We start from the raw sequence: 19,288 nt of genomic DNA, 5'->3' as shown, positions 1-19,288 counted from the left end.
GACTGCGCATCCGTACAAAGAAAGCGCCCCGGAATTCCGGGGCGTTTTCTTTTGCGGCGGCCCGGGTGGATGGCGTGTTCAGGGCCCCGGCACCATCTTCTTCTGGCGTGCCTTGAACCCATTGAACAGCGGCGCGATCAGCGGGTTGTAACTCAGGCGGATGCGCTTGCGCAGCCAGTTGGCCGGGCGGTTGCGGATCGCGAAACGATAGATGCGTTCCGGGTCGCCACCGATCACGTTGCGGCCGAACGGGTGGGTGGTGTGCAGGTAGCGGAAGCCCTGCTCGCGCGCCACTTCGATGTGATCCTGGTCGAAATCACCGTACGGCCAGCACAAGGTATCGGACACGTCGCCAAGCTTGTCCTGCAGGACTTCGCGCGAGATCGCCAGATCCCGGCTCAGGCCCGCGCGGCGCTGCGCACGGTCCAGATCGTCACGGCGCAGCCAGCGGGTGTGGGTATGGGTGTGGCAATGCACTTCGAAGGTGCCGGCGGCGATGGCCGCACGTGCTTCGCTCCAGCGCATCATCACATCGTCACTGCGGTCCTGCTCGTAGATCGCCGCTTCGCAGCCGCGATGGTCCGGCGTCGACGGCAGCGTCGCTCCGGCAATGCCGGCATGCGGACGTTCCGGGCCTTCGCCCATCCAGCCGGTGACCACGAACACCACGGCATGCATGCCGTACTTCTGCAGGATCGGATGGGCATACACCCAGTTGTCCAGGTAGCCATCGTCGAAGGTGATGACGATCGACTTGCGCGGCACCGGCTTGCCGGCCAGGAAGCCGGCGTACTGGTCCAGCGTCAGTGAGGTCCAGCCATTGCCTGCCAGCCACGCGATCTGGCTTTCGAAGTTTTCCGGCGACACGGTGATCATGCCCGGCGAAGGGCTGACATGGTGGTGCATCAGCACCGGAACGGTTCGCGCATCAGCCATGTCCCAGCTCCTTCAGCCACTGGTGGTAGTAGTGTTCGGTGGCTTCACCGTGGCCGTCCGGCGTGAAGCGGTGTGCGCCGTGCATCCAGTCCCAGCCAGCGCGGCCCATCTGCCGCCGCCGTTCCGGGTCGTCCACCAGCAGGCGCAAGGCACCTGTCAGGGCGGCATTGTCTCCCAAACGGGTGAGGATCGCATTGCTGCCATCGACCACCATCTCCGGCACGCCACCCACCCGCGTGGCTACGATCGGTACGCCCACATAAGCCGCTTCCAGGAACACGGTGCCGGCCGCTTCCTTGTGCGAGGCCAGCGCGAAGATGTCGAAGCCGGCCATCAGCCGGCAGGCTCCATCGCGGTAGCCGAGCAGGTGCACCTGGCGCTGCAGGCCGTGCTCGGCGCACATCGCCTGCAGTCGTTCCGTCACGGCCTGACCATCACCGACGATCACCAGGTGCAGGTCCGGGTTGGCCTTGCACAACGGGATCATCGCCTGCAGCAGGTCGGCATGGCCCTTGGGCTCGCGCAGTACCGCCACGCAGCCGACCACGATGTCCTGTTCGCCGAAACCGAGCTCGGCACGCACCTGCGCGCGCGCGTCCTGCAGGCACTGCCAGGGATCGGCCTTGCGGATCTCGCTCCAGCGCGGCGGAACCGCGATCGGCGGCACGATGCCGATGCGCTCGGCCGGAATGCCACGGTCGGCCAGCAGTTGCTTGACGAAACTGCTGACGGTCAAAACCCGGTGCGGAAGCCCGGTATAGGTCAGCAGCGAATTGACCGGGCTCATCAGGTGGCGCGAGCGCACCACCAGCGGCGTGCCGCCCAGGCGTGCACCGGCGGCGGCGATCAGCGCATCGCGGCGGCTGGTGGTGTTGACCACGTCGTAGCGTTCGCGACGCACCAGTCGCGATACCGACCACACGCCGCGCAGCAGGCGCGCCAGGCCTCCCATGCGCAGCGTATGCACGGTGAAACCGTCGTCGCGTGCCAGTGTGGCCAGGCGCGCATCGGGCTGGCACAGCAACGACACTTCATGGCCACGCGCGCGCATCACCTGCATGTGCCGGAAGATGTAGATCTCCTGCCCGCCCATTCCCTTGGCGGATTCGGTATGCAGGATGCGCAGCGGACGGTTCATGCAGGATCGGTCCTTGAAGTTCAGCGGTTGCGGAAGCGGGTCAGCGCTTCCCATGCGGAGCGGATGGCGGCGGCGTCCGGCGCCTGCTGCGGCAGCGGACGGTAGTGCCGGTCGAGCGCGGTGGCGTTGCCGAACTTGTCGAACACGTAGATGGCATCGCCATGGCGTACCGCGCGCTGCGACCAGCTCTCCACCACCAGCGCACGTTCGCTGGTGGTGGGCGCGGCCAGCAGGTCCTGGCCAGTACTGAAGTCGCTCAGTGCGTTCTCGCAGCCCAGTGCGTGGCGCATCAACGTCGGCACCCAGTCCTCATGCGAACTGGTGCGCATCTCATGGCCGCTGGCCTGGCCTGGCCAGTGCAGCACGAACGGCACCTGCAGCTGGTAGTCGGAGAAGTTGCCGTTGTGGCCCCAGTAGTTCAGCTTGAGGTCGTTGAACTCTTCGGCATGGTCACCGGTGACCAGCACGATGGTGTTCTCGGCCAGGCCTTGTGCGCGAAGGTCGTCCAGCAGCGAGCCGACCAGGCTGTCGGCGTAGTGCACGGCGGTGCGGTAGCGGTTGAGCTCCGGCGTCGGGTCGTGGTCCGGGCCGAAGGACAGGAAGTCGATCTCCTTGGCCATCGGCGTGGCCACCGGCGGGTAGCTGGCGGGCAGGTGGTAGCCGGCGTGGGTGGAGTCGAGGAACACGAAGCCGAACCACGGGTGCTGCGCGGCCTGGCTGGTGCGGATGTCGTTCTGCAGCGCGGTGACGATGGCTGCGTCACGCTTGTCGGGTGTCAGGGCGGAGGGGCCCTGGTGCAGCTGGTCGCGTACGTCGGCGAAGGCGGTGCGGTCGAACTCCGGGCTGTACAGCGGCGCGCTGCCGTACAGGTGCAGGTCGTAGCCCTGCTGGCCCAGCACCTGGAACAGCTGCGAGCCGCGCTGTTCGTCCAGCATGCTCTGCCAGTAGCCGCCGGGCAGGCCGTAGAGCAGGCCGAACAGGCCGTAGCGGGTGGCATTGCCGGTGCTGAAATGCTGGTCGTATACGCGCGAAGCCTGTGCCAGTGCCGTCGTATTGGGCATCAGCTGCGGCGTCATGGCGTCCTGGCGCAGCGACTCCAGCACCACCATCAGCACATTCGGCCGATATGGGTTCTGGCAGCGCAGGGGCTGCAGCGGATACAGCAGCTGCGCATGGCGCGGGTCAGGCAGGCCGGCCTGCTGTTCGCTGACAACGCCCAGTTTGCGCATGAAGCTCTTTGCGGTGATCGGCTGTGCCCAGGGCAGGTAGTTCCACTGCGCGATGACATCGCGGTCGCCGCGGGCATCGTAGTAGGCGGTGGCGACCTGGCCGCCCCCCATCAGCAGAGCGACCACCGCCCAGGCCTGCAGGACCCGGCGGCGGCGGGGCAGGGCGGGCAACAGCTTCCAGCATGCCCAGGCCAGCAGGCCTTCGGCGGCGAAGATGGCGGCGACCAGCAGTCCGGCCTGCAGCCAGGTTTTCCAGGACAACGCGACCTGGTCCTGCAGCGCGCCGCCGAACACCATGTTCACCACCATGGCATTGAGGTGGAACCGATACAGAGTGAAAACCTTCGCATCAACCAGCAGCAGGCACAGCCACAGGCCCTGCAGCAGCACGGCGCTGATGCTCAGCGTGCGCGCGCTGCGCGGCCACAGGCCCAGCAGCAGCGGCAGCAGGCCTGCGAGGGCACCGAAGGCGAGCAGATGCCCCGGCAGAGCGACCGACAGGTAAACCAGGCCGATTGCGCCACCGGGGTTGTCGGCCAGCGGTACGTTGCCGAGCGTGATCGCCATCGCCAGCAGCGCGTTGCCGGCCACGAACAGCGACCACCAGGCCAATCGGCGCCAGTGACGTGCCGGGCCAGAGGGCAGGGAGGTGTTGGCAGAAGGAGCAGCAGGGCGCATGAAGGACGGAGGCGGCAGGTGGAGCAGGGGCGGGAGTCCCGGTTGTGACGGAATCGTTAATCCGCGCGCGGGTTGCGCATTGTATCGGTTTGTTTCTTCGTATCGAGTGGCGTCCCCCGGGCGATCTGTCACAATGTTCAGGTGGGCCATGAATGCGCTGGCCCTTCCAGACCCAACGACAAGCCAGGAACCGCTGTGAGCCAGATCCCCACCCTCGACATCACCCGTTTCGACAGCGACCGCGAGGCCTTCGTGGCCGAGCTGGGCGCGGCCTACCGCCAATGGGGATTCGCGGGCATCCGCAACCACGGCATCCCGCAGGCCGACATCGACGCGGCCTACGATGCCTTCAAGGCCTTCTTCGCCCTGCCGGAGGAGGTCAAGCGCAAGTACCACGTGGCCGGCAGTGGCGGCGCCCGCGGCTACACCCCGTTCGGCGTGGAGACCGCCAAGGGCTCCAAGCATTTCGACCTGAAGGAGTTCTGGCACATCGGTCGCGAGATCGCCGACGACTCCAAGTACCGTGACGTGATGGCGCCGAACCTGTGGCCGACCGAGGTCGAGGGCTTCCGCGAGCGCGGTTACGGCCTGTACCAGGCGCTGGACAACCTGGGGTCGCGCGTGCTGTCGGCGCTGGCCCTGCACATCGGCCTGCCGGAAGACTTCTTCGCCGACAAGACCAACTTCGGCAACTCGATCCTGCGCCCGATCCACTACCCGCCGATCACCACCGACGACATCCCGAACGTGCGTGCCGGCGCGCATGGCGACATCAACTTCATCACCCTGCTGGTCGGTGCCAGCGCCGCGGGCCTGGAAGTGCAGTCGCACGAGGGCGAGTGGGTGCCGTTCACCTCGGACGCGGACACCATCGTGGTCAATATCGGCGACATGCTGCAGCGCCTGACCAACCACGTGTATCCGTCGACCATCCACCGCGTGGTCAACCCCCCGGGCGAGCTGGCCCGCCAGCCGCGCTACTCGGTGCCGTTCTTCCTGCACCCGAACCCGGACTATCTGATCGACGTGCTGCCGTCCTGCATCACCCCGGAGAACCCGAGCCGGTACCCGGAGGCGATCACCGCCCACGGCTTCCTCGAGGAACGCCTGCGCGAGATCAAGCTGAAGTAATGAGAAGTGAGGCCGCCGAAAGGCGGCCTTTTTCTTTGCAGTGACCCGTCCTGCACCCGCGGTAGTGCCGGCCGCTGGCCGGCAAGTCCAAAGCCAAAGCGGCTCTGGGTTTCTGCTGGTTGGGCGGGGCGGTGTGGGTTGGCAGGACACGCCGTGAACCCGTCCATGAAGTGACCTCCGACAGTTTCCCGGTGACGGTGGGTAAATCGCGATTTCCGGTAGGTGTCGACCTTGGTCGACACGGTAGATCCACGCCATGGGTGCGGGCAGCTATCCGCACTGCCGCTTTTGCTTTTGATCTTCTTATTTCTTTCCGTGGCGGGCGGAACCGCCGGAATGTGTCAGAGGCCGGGCGGGTGGGGCTGCGCAGGGGCGTGAGCCGCATGGGCCCGAGGCATGCCTCGGGCGCGTTGGGCAGGACGCCCAACCCGGGTCTTGCTCGTGTGTGCAGGACGGCGCCCACGAGCAAGCGGCGACCGAGCTTACAGGGGGGAGGGCGCTTTGCTTGCGAAGCACTGCTTCGCAAGCGCCAGAACGCACAGCCGCCAGCGGCTGGGCCGGGCCCCGGAGGGGGACTTGCAGCGCCCCCTGCGCAGTCCCACCCGCCCGGCCAAGCCCCAAATCCAACCGGGCTCTCCGCGACCAACCCAACCCCACCCCCGCCACGAGGGGCTGCGCCGTTGGCTGAAAATCCATGTAACCGCTTACACGGAAACGGATTTTTGCCGTAACGGGTATCATGACCGGCTGACTTCACACAGGAGCCACCCGCTCATGCGCCGCAAGATCGTCGCCGGAAACTGGAAGCTGCATGGCAGCCGTCAATTCGCCAATGAACTGCTGGGGCAGGTCGCCGCCGGGCTGCCGCTGGAGGGGGTGGACGTGGTGATCCTGCCGCCGCTGCCCTACCTGGGGGAGCTGGTCGAGGACTTCGGCGAGACCGGCCTGGCCTTTGGCGCGCAGGACGTGAGCAGCAACGAGAAGGGCGCCTACACCGGCGAGGTCTGCGCCGCCATGCTGGTCGAGGTCGGCGCCCGCTATGGCCTGGTCGGCCATTCCGAGCGCCGCCAGTACCACCACGAAAGCAGCGAGCTGGTCGCACGCAAGTTCGCCGCCGCCCTGCACGCCGGCCTGGTGCCGGTGCTGTGCGTGGGCGAGACCCTGGAGCAGCGCGAGGCCGGGCAGACCGAAGCGGTCATCGCCGGCCAGCTGGCGCCGGTGCTGGAGCTGGTCGGCGCGGCCGGTTTCGCCAAGGCCGTGGTCGCCTACGAGCCGGTCTGGGCCATCGGTACCGGCCGTACCGCCACCAAGGAGCAGGCGCAGCAGGTGCACGCGTTCATCCGTGGCGAAGTCGCGCGTATCGATGCTAGAATCGCTGATTCACTGCCCATTGTTTACGGCGGTAGCGTGAAGCCCGACAATGCCGGGGAACTGTTCGCGCAGCCGGATGTCGATGGTGGGCTGGTCGGCGGCGCCTCCCTGGTGGCCGCGGACTTCCTGGCCATCGCACGGGCGGCGGCCGCGAACTAATCCTAGAAGTTTTGTCCGAGGGCGGTTTCCAATGCTGATGTTGATCCTCAATGTCGTCTACGTGCTGGTCGCTGTGGCCATGATCGCGCTGATCCTGATGCAGCGTGGCTCGGGTGCGGCGGCGGGTTCGGGCTTTGGTGCCGGTGCCTCGGGTACGGTGTTCGGTGCGCGCGGCGCCTCGAACTTCCTGTCCAAGTCGACCAAGTGGCTGGCTGTCGTGTTCTTCGGCATCAGCCTCTTCATGGCCTGGTATGCCGGTCATGGCAGCCGCCCGGCGGCCGACCAGGATCTGGGCCTGATGTCCGCACCGGCGGCAGTCGCTCCGGCGGCTCCGGCGGGTGAACTGCCGGCCGTTCCGAAGGCCGATGCGGTCCCGGCCGCCCCGGTTCCGGCCGCGAATGTGCCGGCTCAGGCGGAATCTTCGGTTTCTGGTGAAGAAAAGCCTTCGGAAGGCTCCCAGAAAGACTGAAGCCGGTTACAATACGCGGCGCATCGGGAAGATAGTCTGATGTGATCGTTTGCCCAGGTGGCGGAATTGGTAGACGCACTACCTTGAGGTGGTAGCGACGCAAGTCGTAGGGGTTCGAGTCCCCTCTTGGGCACCATTTGTAAGTAAAGCGGGTTCGTCTGGCGCGCAAGGCGCCAGGCAGATTTCCGTCCACTCCCCCATGCCAAAGCGCCTGCAGGCGCGGCGGCAGAGGCAAGAGAGAATCGCTGTGCTGGCCGAATATTTGCCGTCTCTGCTGTTTCTGATCGTTGCCACCGGTATCGGCATTACGCTGATGCTGGTTGGTCGATTCCTCGGTCCCCGCCGCCCCGATCTGGAAAAGCTGTCGCCGTACGAGTGCGGCTTCGAGGCCTTCGAAGACGCGCGCATGAAGTTCGACGTGCGCTACTACCTGATCGCGATCCAGTTCATCGTCTTCGACCTGGAAATCATCTTCATCGTGCCGTGGACCCAGGTCTTCATGGAGCTGGGTGCCCGTTCGCTCATCACCATGGGCCTGTTCGTCGGCATGCTGTTCCTCGGTTTCATTTACGTCTGGAAGAAGGGAGCGCTGGAATGGGAGTGATTCAGACTCTCGATGGCCTCATGAACAACCCCACGCCGGAAGGCCGGGTTGATGACATCCTGCGGCCGGAAGGCGACAACCCGCTGCTGGAAAAGGGCTTCGTCACCACCAGCGTCGATGCACTGCTGAACTGGGCGCGCACCGGCTCGATGTGGCCGATGACCTTCGGTCTGGCCTGCTGCGCGGTCGAGATGATGCATGCCGGCGCCGCGCGCCTGGACCTTGACCGCTACGGCGTGGTGTTCCGCCCGTCGCCGCGTCAGTCCGACGTGATGATCGTGGCCGGTACCCTGGTCAACAAGATGGCCCCGGCGCTGCGCAAGGTCTACGACCAGATGCCGGACCCGAAGTGGGTCATCTCGATGGGTAGCTGCGCCAATGGTGGCGGCTATTACCACTACTCCTATTCTGTGGTGCGCGGCTGTGATCGCGTGGTGCCGGTGGACGTCTACGTCCCGGGCTGCCCGCCGACCGCCGAGGCGCTGGTGTACGGGATCCTGCAGCTGCAGAAGAAGATCTGGCGTACACAGACCATCGCCCGCTGACCCCTTCACCTGACAAGAGCGCGCCAAGCCCCCATGGCAGAGCAAGCATCCTTCATCGACCGACTCTCCGCACGTTTCGCAGGTGCGAAGGTCATCGTGGTCGAACCCCGCGGCGAAGTGACGCTGGAAGTGCCTGCCGCCGAGTGGCACGCCACCGCCCTGGCGCTGCGTGACGAGTTTGGTTTCGAGCAGGCCGTGGATCTCTGCGGCGTCGACTACCTCGGTTATGGCTCCGACGAATGGGACACCGCCGACGTGTCCTCGCAGGGCTTCAGTCGTGGCGTCGAAGGCAAGGCCCAGGGCCGTTTCGCGTGGGGCGAGTTCCCCACCGAGGAAAACGGCGCCGACGGTGCCCGCCCGCAGCACATGCCGACCCAGCGTTTCGCCGTGGTCGCCCAGCTGCGTTCGTACCAGCACAACCTGATGATGCACCTGCGCTGCTTCGCCCCTGACGAAGCGCTGCCGGTGGTGTCCTCGCTGACCGGCATCTGGCCGGGCCTGAACTGGTTCGAGCGCGAAGCGTTCGACCTGTACGGCGTGATCTTCGAAGGCCACCCGGACCTGCGCCGGATCCTGACCGACTACGGTTTCGTCGGCCATCCGTTCCGCAAGGACTTCCCGCTGATCGGCAATGTCGAAGTCCGCTACGACGAAGAAAAGAAGCGCGTGATCTACGAACCGGTCACCTCGGTGGAGCCGCGTGTCGGCGTGCCGCGCGTGATCCGCGACGACGCCCGTCTGCAGACCGCAGAAGGTGAGCGCGCGCAGGAGGCAGTGAAGTGAGCCACGTACACCAGGCCGGCGAAGCCTTCGCCAGCAACGCCGCCGAAAGCCGGCAGGAAATCCGCAACTACACCATGAACTTCGGCCCGCAGCATCCGGCCGCGCACGGTGTGCTGCGCCTGATCCTGGAAATGGACGGCGAAACCATCATGCGCGCCGACCCGCACGTGGGTCTGCTGCACCGTGGTACCGAAAAGCTGGCCGAGTCCAAGCCGTTCAACCAGTCGATCGGCTACATGGATCGCCTGGATTACGTGTCGATGATGTGCAACGAGCACGCCTACGTGCGCGCGATCGAGACCCTGATGGGCATCGAAGCGCCGGAGCGTGCGCAGTACATCCGCACCATGTACGACGAAATCACCCGCATCCTCAACCACCTGATGTGGCTGGGCTCCAACGCGCTCGACCTGGGTGCGATGGCGGTGATGCTGTATGCCTTCCGCGAGCGCGAAGAGCTGATGGACTGCTATGAAGCGGTCTCCGGCGCGCGCATGCACGCGGCGTACTACCGTCCGGGCGGTGTCTACCGCGACCTGCCGGACCACATGCCGAAGTACAAGGAATCGCGCTGGCACAAGGGCAAGGCGCTGAAGCAGCTCAATGCTTCGCGCGAAGGCTCGCTGCTGGACTTCCTGGAGAACTTCACCGTCGAGTTCCCCAAACGCATCGACGAATACGAAACCCTGCTGACCGACAACCGTATCTGGAAGCAGCGTACCGTCGGCATCGGCGTGGTCACTCCGGAACTGGCCCACCAGTGGGGCATGACCGGCGTGATGCTGCGTGGCTCGGGCATTGCCTGGGACCTTCGCAAGAAGCGTCCGTATGCCAAGTACGATGCCGTCGATTTCGACATCCCGCTGGGCAAGGAAGGCGACTGCTACGACCGCTACCTGGTCCGTGTTGCCGAAATGCGCGAGTCCAACCGCATCATCAAGCAGTGCGTGGCGTGGCTGAAGGCCAACCCCGGCCCGGTCATGGTCAAGAACTTCAAGGTCGCTCCGCCCAAGCGCGAGGACATGAAGGACGACATGGAAGCGCTGATCCACCACTTCAAGCTGTTCAGCGAAGGCTATTGCGTGCCGGCCGGTGAAACCTACGCTGCAGTGGAAGCGCCCAAGGGCGAGTTCGGCTGCTACCTGGTTTCCGACGGCGCCAACAAGCCGTTCCGCGTGCACCTGCGCGCACCGGGCTTCGCCCACCTGTCCTCGATCGATTCGATCGTGCGCGGCCACATGCTGGCCGACGTGGTGGCGATGATCGGTACCTACGACCTGGTGTTCGGCGAGGTTGACCGGTAATGCCGTCCGCCACGCCAACGCCCGCTGCAGGCAGCCGGCGCAAGCCGGCGCCGCAGTTTCTGGAATTTCACGTTATGCATTTCGCTGAGGTCGGCCGATGAAGGCGACAGGTAATTTCGAGGCGGCGCGCGACGTCGACCCGATGGTGGTGCTGAGCGACAAGACCCGCGCTCACATCGATCACTGGCTGTCCAAGTTCCCGCCGGACCGCAAGCGCTCTGCCGTGCTGCAGGGCCTGCATGCGGCCCAGGAGCAGAACGAGGGCTGGCTGACCGACGAACTGATCGCCGGCGTGGCCAAGTACCTGGACCTGCCGCCGGTGTGGGCCTACGAGGTCGCCAGCTTCTACTCGATGTTCGAGACCGAGAAGGTGGGCCGCAACAACGTGGCCATCTGCACCAACATCAGCTGCTGGCTCAATGGCGCCGAGGACATCGTCCGCCATTGCGAGAAGAAGCTGGGCATCAAGCACGGTGAATCGACCCCGGACGGCCGCGTCTACCTCAAGCGCGAGGAAGAGTGCCTGGCCGGCTGCGGTGGCGCGCCGATGATGGTCATCAACGGTCACTACCATGAGCGTCTGACCCTGGAAAAGGTCGACGAGCTGCTGGACGGGCTGGAGTAAGGGCATGGCACATCACCACGAATCCAAGGGTCCGGTCGGCCCCGCGCCGCTGCCGCACCAGGTGGTCTACACCACCCTGCATTACGACACCCCGTGGTCGTACGAAAGCTACCTGAAGACCGGTGGCTACGCCGCCCTGCGCAAGATCCTCGAAGAGAAGATCCCGCCGGAGCAGGTCATCGAGATGGTCAAGGCCTCGGGCCTGCGCGGCCGCGGTGGCGCAGGCTTCCCGACCGGCCTGAAGTGGTCCTTCATGCCCAAGGGCAACATGCAGAAGTACATCCTCTGCAACTCGGACGAATCCGAGCCGGGCACCTGCAAGGATCGCGACATCCTGCGCTACAACCCGCATTCGGTGGTGGAAGGCATGGCGATCGCCTGCTACGCCACCGGTTCGACCGTGGGTTACAACTACCTGCGCGGTGAGTTCCACCACGAGCCGTTCGAGCACTTCGAGCAGGCCCTGGCCGACGCCTATGCAAATGGCTGGCTGGGCAAGAACGTGATGGGCTCGGGCGTGGACATCGACATCTACGGTGCGCTGGGCGCCGGCGCATACATCTGCGGCGAAGAAACCGCGCTGATGGAATCGCTGGAAGGCAAGAAGGGCCAGCCGCGCTACAAGCCGCCGTTCCCGGCCAACTTCGGCCTGTACGGCAAGCCGTCGACGATCAACAACACCGAAACCTACGGCTCGGTGCCGGCGATCATCCGCAACGGTCCGGAGTGGTTCAAGGGCCTGAGCCTGACCGCCAACGGCGGTCCGAAGTGCTTCTCGGTGTCCGGCTGCGTGCAGAACGGCGGCAACTTCGAAGTGCCGCTGGGCACCAAGTTCCACGACCTGCTGGAAATGGCCGGTGGCCTGCGTCCGGGCCGCACCCTCAAGGGCGCGATCCCGGGCGGCGTGTCGATGCCGGTACTGACCGCGGCCGAGCTGCAGGATCTGCCGATGGACTACGACACCATCCGTGCGCTGGGCTCCGGCCTGGGTTCGGGTGCGATCGTGGTGCTCGACGACAGCGTCTGCTGCGTCAAGTTCGCCTGCCGCATCAGCCAGTTCTTCCACAAGGAATCGTGCGGCCAGTGCACCCCGTGCCGTGAAGGCACCGGCTGGATGCACCGCGTGCTGGAGCGCATCGTCGCCGGCAAGGCCACGATGGAAGACCTGCACCAGCTGAAGGCGGTGGCCGGCCAGATCGAAGGCCACACCATCTGTGCGTTCGGTGAAGCGGCTGCATGGCCCATCCAGGGCTTCCTGCGCCAGTTCTGGGACGAATTCGAGTACTACATCGTCAACGGTCATTCGATGGTTGACGGCAAGAAGGTGGAGGCAGCCGCCGCATGAGCGCGCAACCCGTAAACCCGAACGTGCCACCGGACCACGTGACCATCGAAATCGATGGCAAGTCGCTGGTCGTGCCCAAGGGTTCGATGATCATCCAGGCGGCCGACAAGGCCGGCATTTCGATTCCGCGCTTCTGCTACCACGAGAAGCTGCCGATCGCCGCCAACTGCCGGATGTGCCTGGTGGACGTGGAGAAGTCGCCGAAGCCGGCGCCGGCCTGCGCCACCCCGGTGATGGACGGCATGAAGGTCGCCACCCGCAGCGAAAAGGCACTGAAGTTCCAGCGCTCGGTGATGGAGTTCCTGCTCATCAACCACCCGCTGGACTGCCCGATCTGCGATCAGGGCGGCGAGTGCGAGCTGCAGGACGTGTCGCTGGGCTATGGCCGTTCGGTCAGCCGCTTCAACGAGCGCAAGCGCGTGGTGCCGGACGAGGACATGGGCCCGCTGGTCGCCACCGAGATGACCCGTTGCATCCAGTGCACCCGCTGCGTCCGCTTCACCGCCGACGTTGCCGGTACCTACGAACTGGGTGGCATGTACCGCGGTGAGAACCTGCAGATCGGTACCTTCGACGGCAAGCCGCTGACCACCGAGCTGTCCGGCAACGTCGTCGACGTCTGCCCGGTCGGCGCGCTGACCAACAAGGTGTTCCAGTTCCGCGCCCGCCCGTGGGAACTGACCGCGCGCGAATCGCTGGGCTACCACGACGCGATGGGTTCGAACCTGTTCCTGCACGTGCGTCGCGGCGAAGTGCTGCGCACCGTGCCGCGCGACAACGAAGCGGTGAACGAGTGCTGGCTGTCCGATCGTGACCGTTACTCGCACCAGGGCCTGTACAGCGAAGACCGTGCGGTCAAGCCGCTGCGCAAGGTCAATGGCGAGTGGAAGGAAGTGAGCTGGGCCGAAGGCCTGGCCGCGGCCGCCGAGATCCTCAAGGCCAACCAGGGCGACAACCTGGGCGTGCTGGTGCACCCGTCCACCTCGAACGAGGAAGGTGCGCTGCTGGCCCGCCTGGCCAAGGGCCTGGGCTCGAGCAACATCGACCACCGCATCAACAACCGCGATTTCTCCGACGCCGCCACCGCCGAAGTGTTCGGCCTGCCGCTGGCCGAGATCGAAGGCGCCGACCGCATCGTCGTTCTGGGCAGCAACATCCGCCACGAACTGCCGCTGCTGCACGCCCGCCTGCGCAAGGCGCAGACCACCAACGGCGCGAAGATCCACGTCGTCAACCCGGTGGACTTCGACTTCGCCTTCAGCATCGCCGGCAAGCAGATCGTCGCGCCGTCGAAGTTCGTCGACGCGCTGGCCAACGCCGAGCTGCGTTCGGCGGTGCAGGGCGGCAACAACACCGTGCTGATCGTCGGTGGCATCGCCGAAAACCATCCGCAGGCTGCCGCGATCCGCGCCGCCGCGCGTGACTTCGCTGCTGCGACCGGTGCCAAGCTGTGCCGCATCCCGCAGGGTGCCAACGCTGTTGGCCTGACCCGCGCAGGCGTGCTGCCGGCCGGCAAGGACGTCGCCGCGATGCTGGCGCAGCCGCGCCAGGCGTACGTGGTCTACGGCCTGGAGCCGGGCCTGGACTTCGCCGACGCTCCCGCCGCGCGCAAGGCGCTGGTCGGCGCCAAGGTGGTGGCCTTCAGCCAGTTCGCCTGCGTCTCCACCCGCGACGTTGCCGACGTGATCCTGCCGATCGGTGCGCTGCCGGAAATCGACGCCACCCTGACCAACCTCGATGGTCGCGAGCAGTCGGCGCGTGCCGGCGGCAAGCTGCCGGGCGAGGCCCGTGAGGGCTGGCGCGTGCTGCGCGCCCTGGGCGGTGAGCTGGCGGTAGCCGGTTTCGACTTCACCGACCTGGCCGGCCTGCGCGCCAGCCTGGCCCCGGTGTCGGTCGCCGTTGCCGCCTCGGCACAGCCGGTGGTTGCCGGCGAAGGCCTGGAAGTGGCTTCGACCGCCGCGATCTACCGCACCGATGCGGTGGTCCGTCGCGCCCCGGCGCTGCAGTCGCATCCGCTCAACAACGCCCCGCGCATCGTGCTGAACGCTGAAGATGCCGCTCGCCTGCAGCTGCAGGAAGGGCAGATGGCCAAGGTCGGCACCGATGCCGGCAAGGCCACCCTGCCGGTGGTGATCGACGCCCGCGTCGCTGCGGGTTCGGTCTGGATTGAATCGGGCCACGGCGCGACCGCGCCGCTGGGTGCCGCTCGCGTAACGGTGGTGGCTGCATGAACGAATTGCTGTTGAACGCGGTCGATCCGCTGCACCAGTGGCTGCTTGGCCTTGGTGACATCGGCGCGCTGATCTGGATCATCCTGAAGATCCTGGTGATCACCGTTCCGGTGATCATCTCGGTGGCCTTCTACGTGGTCTGGGAACGCAAGCTGATCGGCTGGATGCACGTCCGCCACGGCCCGATGTACGTGGGCATGGGCATCTTCCAGGCCTTCGCCGACGTCTTCAAGCTGCTGTTCAAGGAAGTGGTCCAGCCGAGCAGCGCCAACAAGGCGATCTACCTGCTGGCCCCGCTGATCACCCTGGCTCCGGCCTTCGCGGCCTGGTCGGTGGTCCCCTTCGATTCGCAGATCGTGCTGTCCAACGCCAACGCCGGCCTGCTGTACCTGCTGGCGATGACCTCGCTGGGCATCTACGGCATCATCCTGGCCGGTTGGGCATCCAACTCGAAGTATGCGTTCCTGGGTGCGATGCGCGCCTCGGCGCAGATGATCAGCTACGAAATCGCCATGGGCTTCGCCCTGGTCGGCGTGATGATCGCGTCGGGCAGCCTGAACCTGAGCAACATCGTGATGGCGCAGGCTGGCAATTCCGGTTTCTTCGACTGGTTCCTGCTGCCGCTGTTCCCGCTGTTCGTCATCTACTGGGTGTCGGGCGTTGCCGAAACCAACCGCGCGCCGTTCGACGTGGTGGAAGGTGAATCGGAAATCGTCGCTGGCCACATGGTCGAGTACTCGGGCGGTGCGTTCGCGCTGTTCTTCCTGGCCGAATACGCCAACATGATCCTGATCAGCTTCCTGATCTCGATCTTCTTCCTCGGCGGCTGGCTGAGCCCCATCCAGGGCTGGGTCAACTTCGGCGACGTCTCGCCGCTGGTCGACTGGATCTGGAAGGGCGGTGCACCGTGGCTGTTCGTCAAGGTGTTCTTCTTCGCCAGTGCCTACATCTGGTTCCGTGCCAGCTTCCCGCGCTTCCGCTATGACCAGATCATGCGCCTGGGCTGGAAGGTCTTCATCCCGCTGGCCATTCTGTGGATCGCGGTTACCGCCGTCATGGTGTTCTTCGGCGTGATTCAAAAGGGCGTCTAAGTGATGAACAGGATTACCCATTACTTCAAGAGCCTGCTGCTGCTCGAACTGCTGGGCGGCCTTTGGCTGACGCTGAAGTACAGCTTCAAGCCCAAGTACACGATGATGTACCCGATGGAGAAGTTCCCGCAGTCGCCGCGCTTCCGTGGCCTGCACGCCCTGCGCCGTTACCCCAACGGTGAAGAGCGCTGCATCGCCTGCAAGCTGTGCGAAGCGGTGTGCCCTGCATTGGCCATCACCATCGACTCGGCCAAGCGCGAAGACGGCACCCGCCGTACCACGCGCTATGACATCGATCTGTTCAAGTGCATCTTCTGCGGCTTCTGCGAAGAAAGCTGCCCGGTGGACTCGATCGTCGAAACCCACATCCTCGAGTATCACTTCGAGAATCGTGGCGAAAACATCGTTACCAAGCCGCAGCTGCTGGCCCTGGGCGACCGTCTCGAGTCCGAGATCGCCGAGCGTCGCGCCGCCGATGCCGCTTACCGCTGAGGTCGAGAGATGGATTGGGTAAATATCGCTTTCTGGGTGTTCGCCATCGCGGCAACGGTTTCGGCCGGTGCGGTGATCAGCGTGCGCAACCCGGTTCACGCCGTGCTCTGCCTGGTGCTGACCTTCTTCTCCATTGCCTGCGTGTGGCTGCTGGTCGGCGCCGAGTTCCTCGGCGTGGCGCTGGTGCTGGTCTACGTCGGCGCGGTGATGGTGCTGTTCCTGTTCGTGGTGATGATGCTCGACATCGACCCCACCAAGCTGCGTGAGGGCTGGGTCCGCTACCTGCCGGTCGGTCTCATTGTTGCCGTGGCGATGCTGGTGCAGATGCTGATCCTGATCGGCGTGAAGGGCAGGGCGGTCAACCCGTTCCCGGCCGACAACGCCGCCGCGGTCGCTGCCGACAGCTCCAACGTCACCTGGCTGGCGCGTACGCTGTTCACCGAGTACCTGCTGCCGTTCGAGTTCGCCGCCGTCATCCTGACCGTGGCCGTGGTTGCCGCCGTGATGCTGACCTTGCGCCGCCGTACCGGCGTGAAGAGCCAGAACCCGGGTGAGCAGACCATGGTCAAGGCCGGCCAGCGCCTGCGCATGGTCAAGATGGGCGCCGAAGCGCCGGTCGTGCACAGCAACAGCAAGCCGGCCGCCGGCGAGGAGACCCAGCCGTGATTACCCTTGGCCACATCCTTGCGCTGGGCGCGGTGCTGTTCGCCATCAGCCTGGCCGGCATCTTCCTCAACCGGAAGAACGTCATCGTCCTGCTGATGTCGATCGAACTGATGCTGCTGTCGGTGAACATCAACTTCGTCGGCTTCTCGCGTCAGCTGGGCGATCCGTCCGGCCAGCTGTTCGTGTTCTTCATCCTGACCGTCGCCGCCGCGGAAGCCGCCATCGGCCTGGCGATCCTGGTGACCCTGTTCCGTACCCGCCGCACGATCAATGTCGGCGAAGTCGATTCGTTGAAGGGCTGATCCACAGATGGAAATCACTCTCTCCAAGAGTCTGTTGATCGCAGTGGTGCTTGCACCGCTGTTCGGCAGCATCATCGCCGGCCTGTTCGGTCGCCAGGTCAAGCGCTTCGGCGCGCAGACCATCACCATCCTCGGCGTCGCGGTTGCCTGCGGCCTGTCGATGTACACGCTCTACCAGTTGCTGTGGGGCGGTGCGCAGCCGTTCAACCAGAACATCTACACGTTCTTCGAAGTCGGTCAGTACTCGGCCCACGTCGGTTTCATGGTCGACAAGCTGACCGCGATGATGATGGTGGTGGTGACCTTCGTCTCGCTGCTGGTCCACATCTATACGATCGGCTACATGCAGGACGATCCGGGCTACCAGCGGTTCTTCAGCTACATCTCGCTGTTCACCTTCTCGATGCTCACCCTGGTGATGAGCAACAACTTCCTGCAGCTGTTCTTCGGCTGGGAAGCGGTGGGCCTGGTGTCGTACCTGCTGATCGGCTTCTGGTTCAAGCGCCCGACTGCGATCTTCGCCAACATGAAGGCGTTCCTGGTCAATCGCGTTGGTGACTTCGGCTTCCTGCTCGGTATCGCCGGCGTGCTGTGGGTGTTCGGCACCCTGGACTACTCGCAGGTGTTCTCGCAGGCCGGCATGCTGGCTGACCCGCGCGCCCAGCTGCAGATCTGGGACGGCACCATGTTCGGAATGCAGCTGCTGAACGAGCCGGTGATCTGGTCGATCGCCACCGTCATCTGCATCTGCCTGTTCATCGGTGCCATGGGCAAGTCGGCCCAGGTCCCGCTGCACGTGTGGCTGCCGGACTCGATGGAAGGCCCGACCCCGATCTCGGCACTGATCCACGCCGCGACGATGGTGACCGCCGGTATCTTCATGGTCACCCGCATGTCGCCGCTGTTCGAGCTGTCGCAGACCGCGCTGAACTTCATCCTGTTCATCGGTGCCACCACCGCGTTCTTCACCGGCCTGATCGGCATCGTGCAGAACGACATCAAGCGCGTCGTCGCGTACTCCACGCTGTCGCAGCTGGGCTACATGACGGTTGCACTGGGCGTGTCGGCGTACTCGGCCGCCGTGTTCCACCTGATGACCCACGCCTTCTTCAAGGCGCTGCTGTTCCTGGGTGCCGGCTCGGTCATCATCGCGATGCACCACGAGCAGGACATGCGCAAGATGGGCGGCCTGCGCAAGTACATGCCGATCACCTTCGTCACCATGTGGATCGGTACCCTGGCCCTGGTCGGTACGCCGTTCTTCTCCGGCTTCTACTCGAAGGACACCATCATCGAGGCGGCCGAGATCCACGCCCACATGCAGAACAGCTGGGTGGCCACCTATGGCTACTGGGCAGTGCTGGGTGGCGTGCTGGTGACCAGCTTCTACAGCTTCCGCCTGCTGTTCCTGACCTTCCACGGCAAGGAGCGCTTCCGCGACGCGCATGATGATCACGGCCATGCCCATGACGATCACCACGCCGCAGATGCGCACACTGCTGATGCCCATCATGGGGACGCGCACCATGACGACCACGGCCATGGCCACGGTCCGCATGAGCCGCACGAAACCCCGTGGGTGGTGACCCTGCCGCTGATCCTGCTGGCCATCCCGTCGATCGCCATCGGTTTCTTCAGCATCGGTCCGATGCTGCACGGCACCGACTGGGCCGGCCACCATGCACACGACGCAATCAAGGGCCAGGTCAACACGTTCTTCACCGGCATCGTCGATTTCTACGATCCGGCCAAGAACACCGTTGCCTTCCTGGGCGAAGAGTTCCACGGGCCGGTGGCGTTCGCGCTGCACGGCATGATGCTGCCGCCGTTCTGGCTGACCCTGGCGGGCTTCCTGCTGGCTGCGCTGTTCTACCTGTGGAAGCCGGACCTGTCGGGCAAGGCGCGCAAGACCTTCGCTCCGCTGGTGTCGGTGCTGGAAAACAAGTACGGCTTCGACAAGCTGTGGATCGATGGCTTTGCCGGTGGCAGCGTCAAGCTGGGCAAGGTCGCACGCTGGATCGACAGCAACATCGTCGACGGCGTGGTCAATCTTTCGGCACGTGTTGTGGACGTCGCAGCCGGCGTGCTGCGTCGTACCCAATCCGGTTTCCTCTATCACTACGCCTTCGCGATGATCATCGGCCTGATTGCCCTTCTGGGCGTGCTGATGCATTACCTGCGTTGATGAC

The 19,288-nt window shown here is 65.1% G+C and carries 18 protein-coding genes and 1 tRNA gene; 16 read left to right on the top strand and 3 right to left on the bottom strand.

Going from position 1 to position 19,288, the window contains the following annotated elements; translation table 11 throughout:
* Positions 1 to 78: 78 nt before the first annotated feature.
* From AC5O77_RS03260 to AC5O77_RS03250, 3 genes are read right to left on the bottom strand one after another with little or no spacing between them, the layout of a single operon-like run.
* Complete coding sequence (locus AC5O77_RS03260) at positions 79 to 936, bottom strand: polysaccharide deacetylase family protein (RefSeq protein ID WP_032128254.1); 858 nt, start codon at positions 934 to 936, stop codon at positions 79 to 81.
* A complete protein-coding gene (locus AC5O77_RS03255) occupies positions 929 to 2,074 on the bottom strand; it encodes a glycosyltransferase family 4 protein (protein ID WP_478056989.1) in 1,146 nt (381 codons plus the stop codon). Before AC5O77_RS03255 ends, AC5O77_RS03260 begins: the two co-directional genes overlap by 8 nt.
* A 20-nt stretch (positions 2,075 to 2,094) precedes the next feature.
* Positions 2,095 to 3,981: a DUF3413 domain-containing protein gene (locus AC5O77_RS03250; RefSeq protein ID WP_478056988.1), complete on the bottom strand. Its 1,887-nt coding sequence runs from the start codon at positions 3,979 to 3,981 to the stop codon at positions 2,095 to 2,097.
* Between the two features lie 195 nt (positions 3,982 to 4,176).
* Between AC5O77_RS03250 and AC5O77_RS03245 the strand changes: the two genes are divergently transcribed.
* From AC5O77_RS03245 to nuoL, 16 genes are all read left to right on the top strand, one after another.
* Positions 4,177 to 5,112, top strand: coding sequence for an isopenicillin N synthase family dioxygenase (locus tag AC5O77_RS03245; RefSeq protein ID WP_032128257.1), 936 nt, complete (start codon positions 4,177 to 4,179; stop codon positions 5,110 to 5,112).
* Between the two features lie 774 nt (positions 5,113 to 5,886).
* The gene (tpiA, locus tag AC5O77_RS03240; protein ID WP_478056987.1) at positions 5,887 to 6,642 is read left to right on the top strand and encodes a triose-phosphate isomerase; all 756 of its coding nucleotides are present in this window, start codon (positions 5,887 to 5,889) and stop codon (positions 6,640 to 6,642) included.
* 31 nt (positions 6,643 to 6,673) lie between these two features.
* Positions 6,674 to 7,111, top strand: coding sequence for a preprotein translocase subunit SecG (gene secG, locus AC5O77_RS03235; RefSeq protein WP_010486424.1), 438 nt, complete (start codon positions 6,674 to 6,676; stop codon positions 7,109 to 7,111).
* A 51-nt stretch (positions 7,112 to 7,162) separates the two neighbouring features.
* Positions 7,163 to 7,247 (top strand) — tRNA-Leu (locus AC5O77_RS03230).
* A gap of 111 nt (positions 7,248 to 7,358) precedes the next feature.
* Positions 7,359 to 7,715, top strand: coding sequence for an NADH-quinone oxidoreductase subunit A (locus tag AC5O77_RS03225; protein ID WP_008265012.1), 357 nt, complete (start codon positions 7,359 to 7,361; stop codon positions 7,713 to 7,715).
* On the top strand, positions 7,706 to 8,260 hold the full coding sequence (locus AC5O77_RS03220; RefSeq protein WP_005410463.1) for a NuoB/complex I 20 kDa subunit family protein: 555 nt from the start codon (positions 7,706 to 7,708) through the stop codon (positions 8,258 to 8,260). The genes AC5O77_RS03225 and AC5O77_RS03220 overlap by 10 nt, the downstream gene beginning before the upstream one ends.
* A gap of 33 nt (positions 8,261 to 8,293) precedes the next feature.
* Positions 8,294 to 9,043, top strand: coding sequence for an NADH-quinone oxidoreductase subunit C (locus AC5O77_RS03215; protein ID WP_005410462.1), 750 nt, complete (start codon positions 8,294 to 8,296; stop codon positions 9,041 to 9,043).
* Positions 9,040 to 10,347: an NADH-quinone oxidoreductase subunit D gene (locus AC5O77_RS03210; protein WP_006458796.1), complete on the top strand. Its 1,308-nt coding sequence runs from the start codon at positions 9,040 to 9,042 to the stop codon at positions 10,345 to 10,347. The genes AC5O77_RS03215 and AC5O77_RS03210 overlap by 4 nt, the downstream gene beginning before the upstream one ends.
* A gap of 97 nt (positions 10,348 to 10,444) precedes the next feature.
* Complete coding sequence (gene nuoE, locus AC5O77_RS03205) at positions 10,445 to 10,972, top strand: NADH-quinone oxidoreductase subunit NuoE (RefSeq protein ID WP_006381132.1); 528 nt, start codon at positions 10,445 to 10,447, stop codon at positions 10,970 to 10,972.
* A gap of 4 nt (positions 10,973 to 10,976) precedes the next feature.
* Positions 10,977 to 12,317, top strand: a complete 1,341-nt coding sequence (nuoF, locus tag AC5O77_RS03200) for an NADH-quinone oxidoreductase subunit NuoF (RefSeq protein ID WP_006381131.1) — start codon at positions 10,977 to 10,979, stop codon at positions 12,315 to 12,317.
* A complete protein-coding gene (gene nuoG, locus AC5O77_RS03195) occupies positions 12,314 to 14,548 on the top strand; it encodes an NADH-quinone oxidoreductase subunit NuoG (RefSeq protein WP_006381130.1) in 2,235 nt (744 codons plus the stop codon). The genes nuoF and nuoG overlap by 4 nt, the downstream gene beginning before the upstream one ends.
* Positions 14,545 to 15,639, top strand: coding sequence for an NADH-quinone oxidoreductase subunit NuoH (gene nuoH, locus AC5O77_RS03190; protein ID WP_006381129.1), 1,095 nt, complete (start codon positions 14,545 to 14,547; stop codon positions 15,637 to 15,639). The genes nuoG and nuoH overlap by 4 nt, the downstream gene beginning before the upstream one ends.
* Before the next feature lie 3 nt (positions 15,640 to 15,642).
* The gene (nuoI, locus tag AC5O77_RS03185) at positions 15,643 to 16,131 is read left to right on the top strand and encodes an NADH-quinone oxidoreductase subunit NuoI (protein ID WP_006381128.1); all 489 of its coding nucleotides are present in this window, start codon (positions 15,643 to 15,645) and stop codon (positions 16,129 to 16,131) included.
* Between the two features lie 9 nt (positions 16,132 to 16,140).
* Complete coding sequence (locus AC5O77_RS03180) at positions 16,141 to 16,797, top strand: NADH-quinone oxidoreductase subunit J (RefSeq protein ID WP_032128645.1); 657 nt, start codon at positions 16,141 to 16,143, stop codon at positions 16,795 to 16,797.
* Entirely contained in the window at positions 16,794 to 17,099 is a 306-nt protein-coding gene (nuoK, locus tag AC5O77_RS03175) for an NADH-quinone oxidoreductase subunit NuoK (protein WP_005417921.1), read from the top strand. Before AC5O77_RS03180 ends, nuoK begins: the two co-directional genes overlap by 4 nt.
* Positions 17,100 to 17,106: 7 nt before the next feature.
* Positions 17,107 to 19,284 carry an NADH-quinone oxidoreductase subunit L gene (nuoL, locus tag AC5O77_RS03170; RefSeq protein WP_494506477.1) on the top strand — a complete coding sequence of 726 codons (2,178 nt, stop codon included), beginning with the start codon at positions 17,107 to 17,109 and terminating at the stop codon, positions 19,282 to 19,284.
* Positions 19,285 to 19,288 lie beyond the last annotated feature (4 nt).

This window comes from Stenotrophomonas sp. INTA L402-1, assembly GCF_059295135.1.
The sequence above is the reverse complement of the archived record's forward strand: the minus strand, read 5'-3'. Positions and strand labels throughout refer to the sequence as shown.

Excerpts from the sequence above, each read along its gene's own strand:
- AC5O77_RS03215 (WP_005410462.1), top strand. The coding sequence starts at position 8,294 with ATGGCAGAGCAAGCATCCTTCATCGACCGACTCTCCGCACGTTTCGCA.
- nuoH (WP_006381129.1), top strand. The coding sequence starts at position 14,545 with ATGAACGAATTGCTGTTGAACGCGGTCGATCCGCTGCACCAGTGGCTG.
- AC5O77_RS03250 (WP_478056988.1), bottom strand. The coding sequence starts at position 3,981 with ATGCGCCCTGCTGCTCCTTCTGCCAACACCTCCCTGCCCTCTGGCCCG.
- AC5O77_RS03180 (WP_032128645.1), top strand. The coding sequence starts at position 16,141 with ATGGATTGGGTAAATATCGCTTTCTGGGTGTTCGCCATCGCGGCAACG.
- nuoI (WP_006381128.1), top strand. The coding sequence starts at position 15,643 with ATGAACAGGATTACCCATTACTTCAAGAGCCTGCTGCTGCTCGAACTG.
- nuoF (WP_006381131.1), top strand. The coding sequence starts at position 10,977 with ATGGCACATCACCACGAATCCAAGGGTCCGGTCGGCCCCGCGCCGCTG.
- nuoE (WP_006381132.1), top strand. The coding sequence starts at position 10,445 with ATGAAGGCGACAGGTAATTTCGAGGCGGCGCGCGACGTCGACCCGATG.
- AC5O77_RS03255 (WP_478056989.1), bottom strand. The coding sequence starts at position 2,074 with ATGAACCGTCCGCTGCGCATCCTGCATACCGAATCCGCCAAGGGAATG.
- nuoL (WP_494506477.1), top strand. The coding sequence starts at position 17,107 with ATGGAAATCACTCTCTCCAAGAGTCTGTTGATCGCAGTGGTGCTTGCA.
- tpiA (WP_478056987.1), top strand. The coding sequence starts at position 5,887 with ATGCGCCGCAAGATCGTCGCCGGAAACTGGAAGCTGCATGGCAGCCGT.
- AC5O77_RS03260 (WP_032128254.1), bottom strand. The coding sequence starts at position 936 with ATGGCTGATGCGCGAACCGTTCCGGTGCTGATGCACCACCATGTCAGC.
- secG (WP_010486424.1), top strand. The coding sequence starts at position 6,674 with ATGCTGATGTTGATCCTCAATGTCGTCTACGTGCTGGTCGCTGTGGCC.
- nuoG (WP_006381130.1), top strand. The coding sequence starts at position 12,314 with ATGAGCGCGCAACCCGTAAACCCGAACGTGCCACCGGACCACGTGACC.
- AC5O77_RS03220 (WP_005410463.1), top strand. The coding sequence starts at position 7,706 with ATGGGAGTGATTCAGACTCTCGATGGCCTCATGAACAACCCCACGCCG.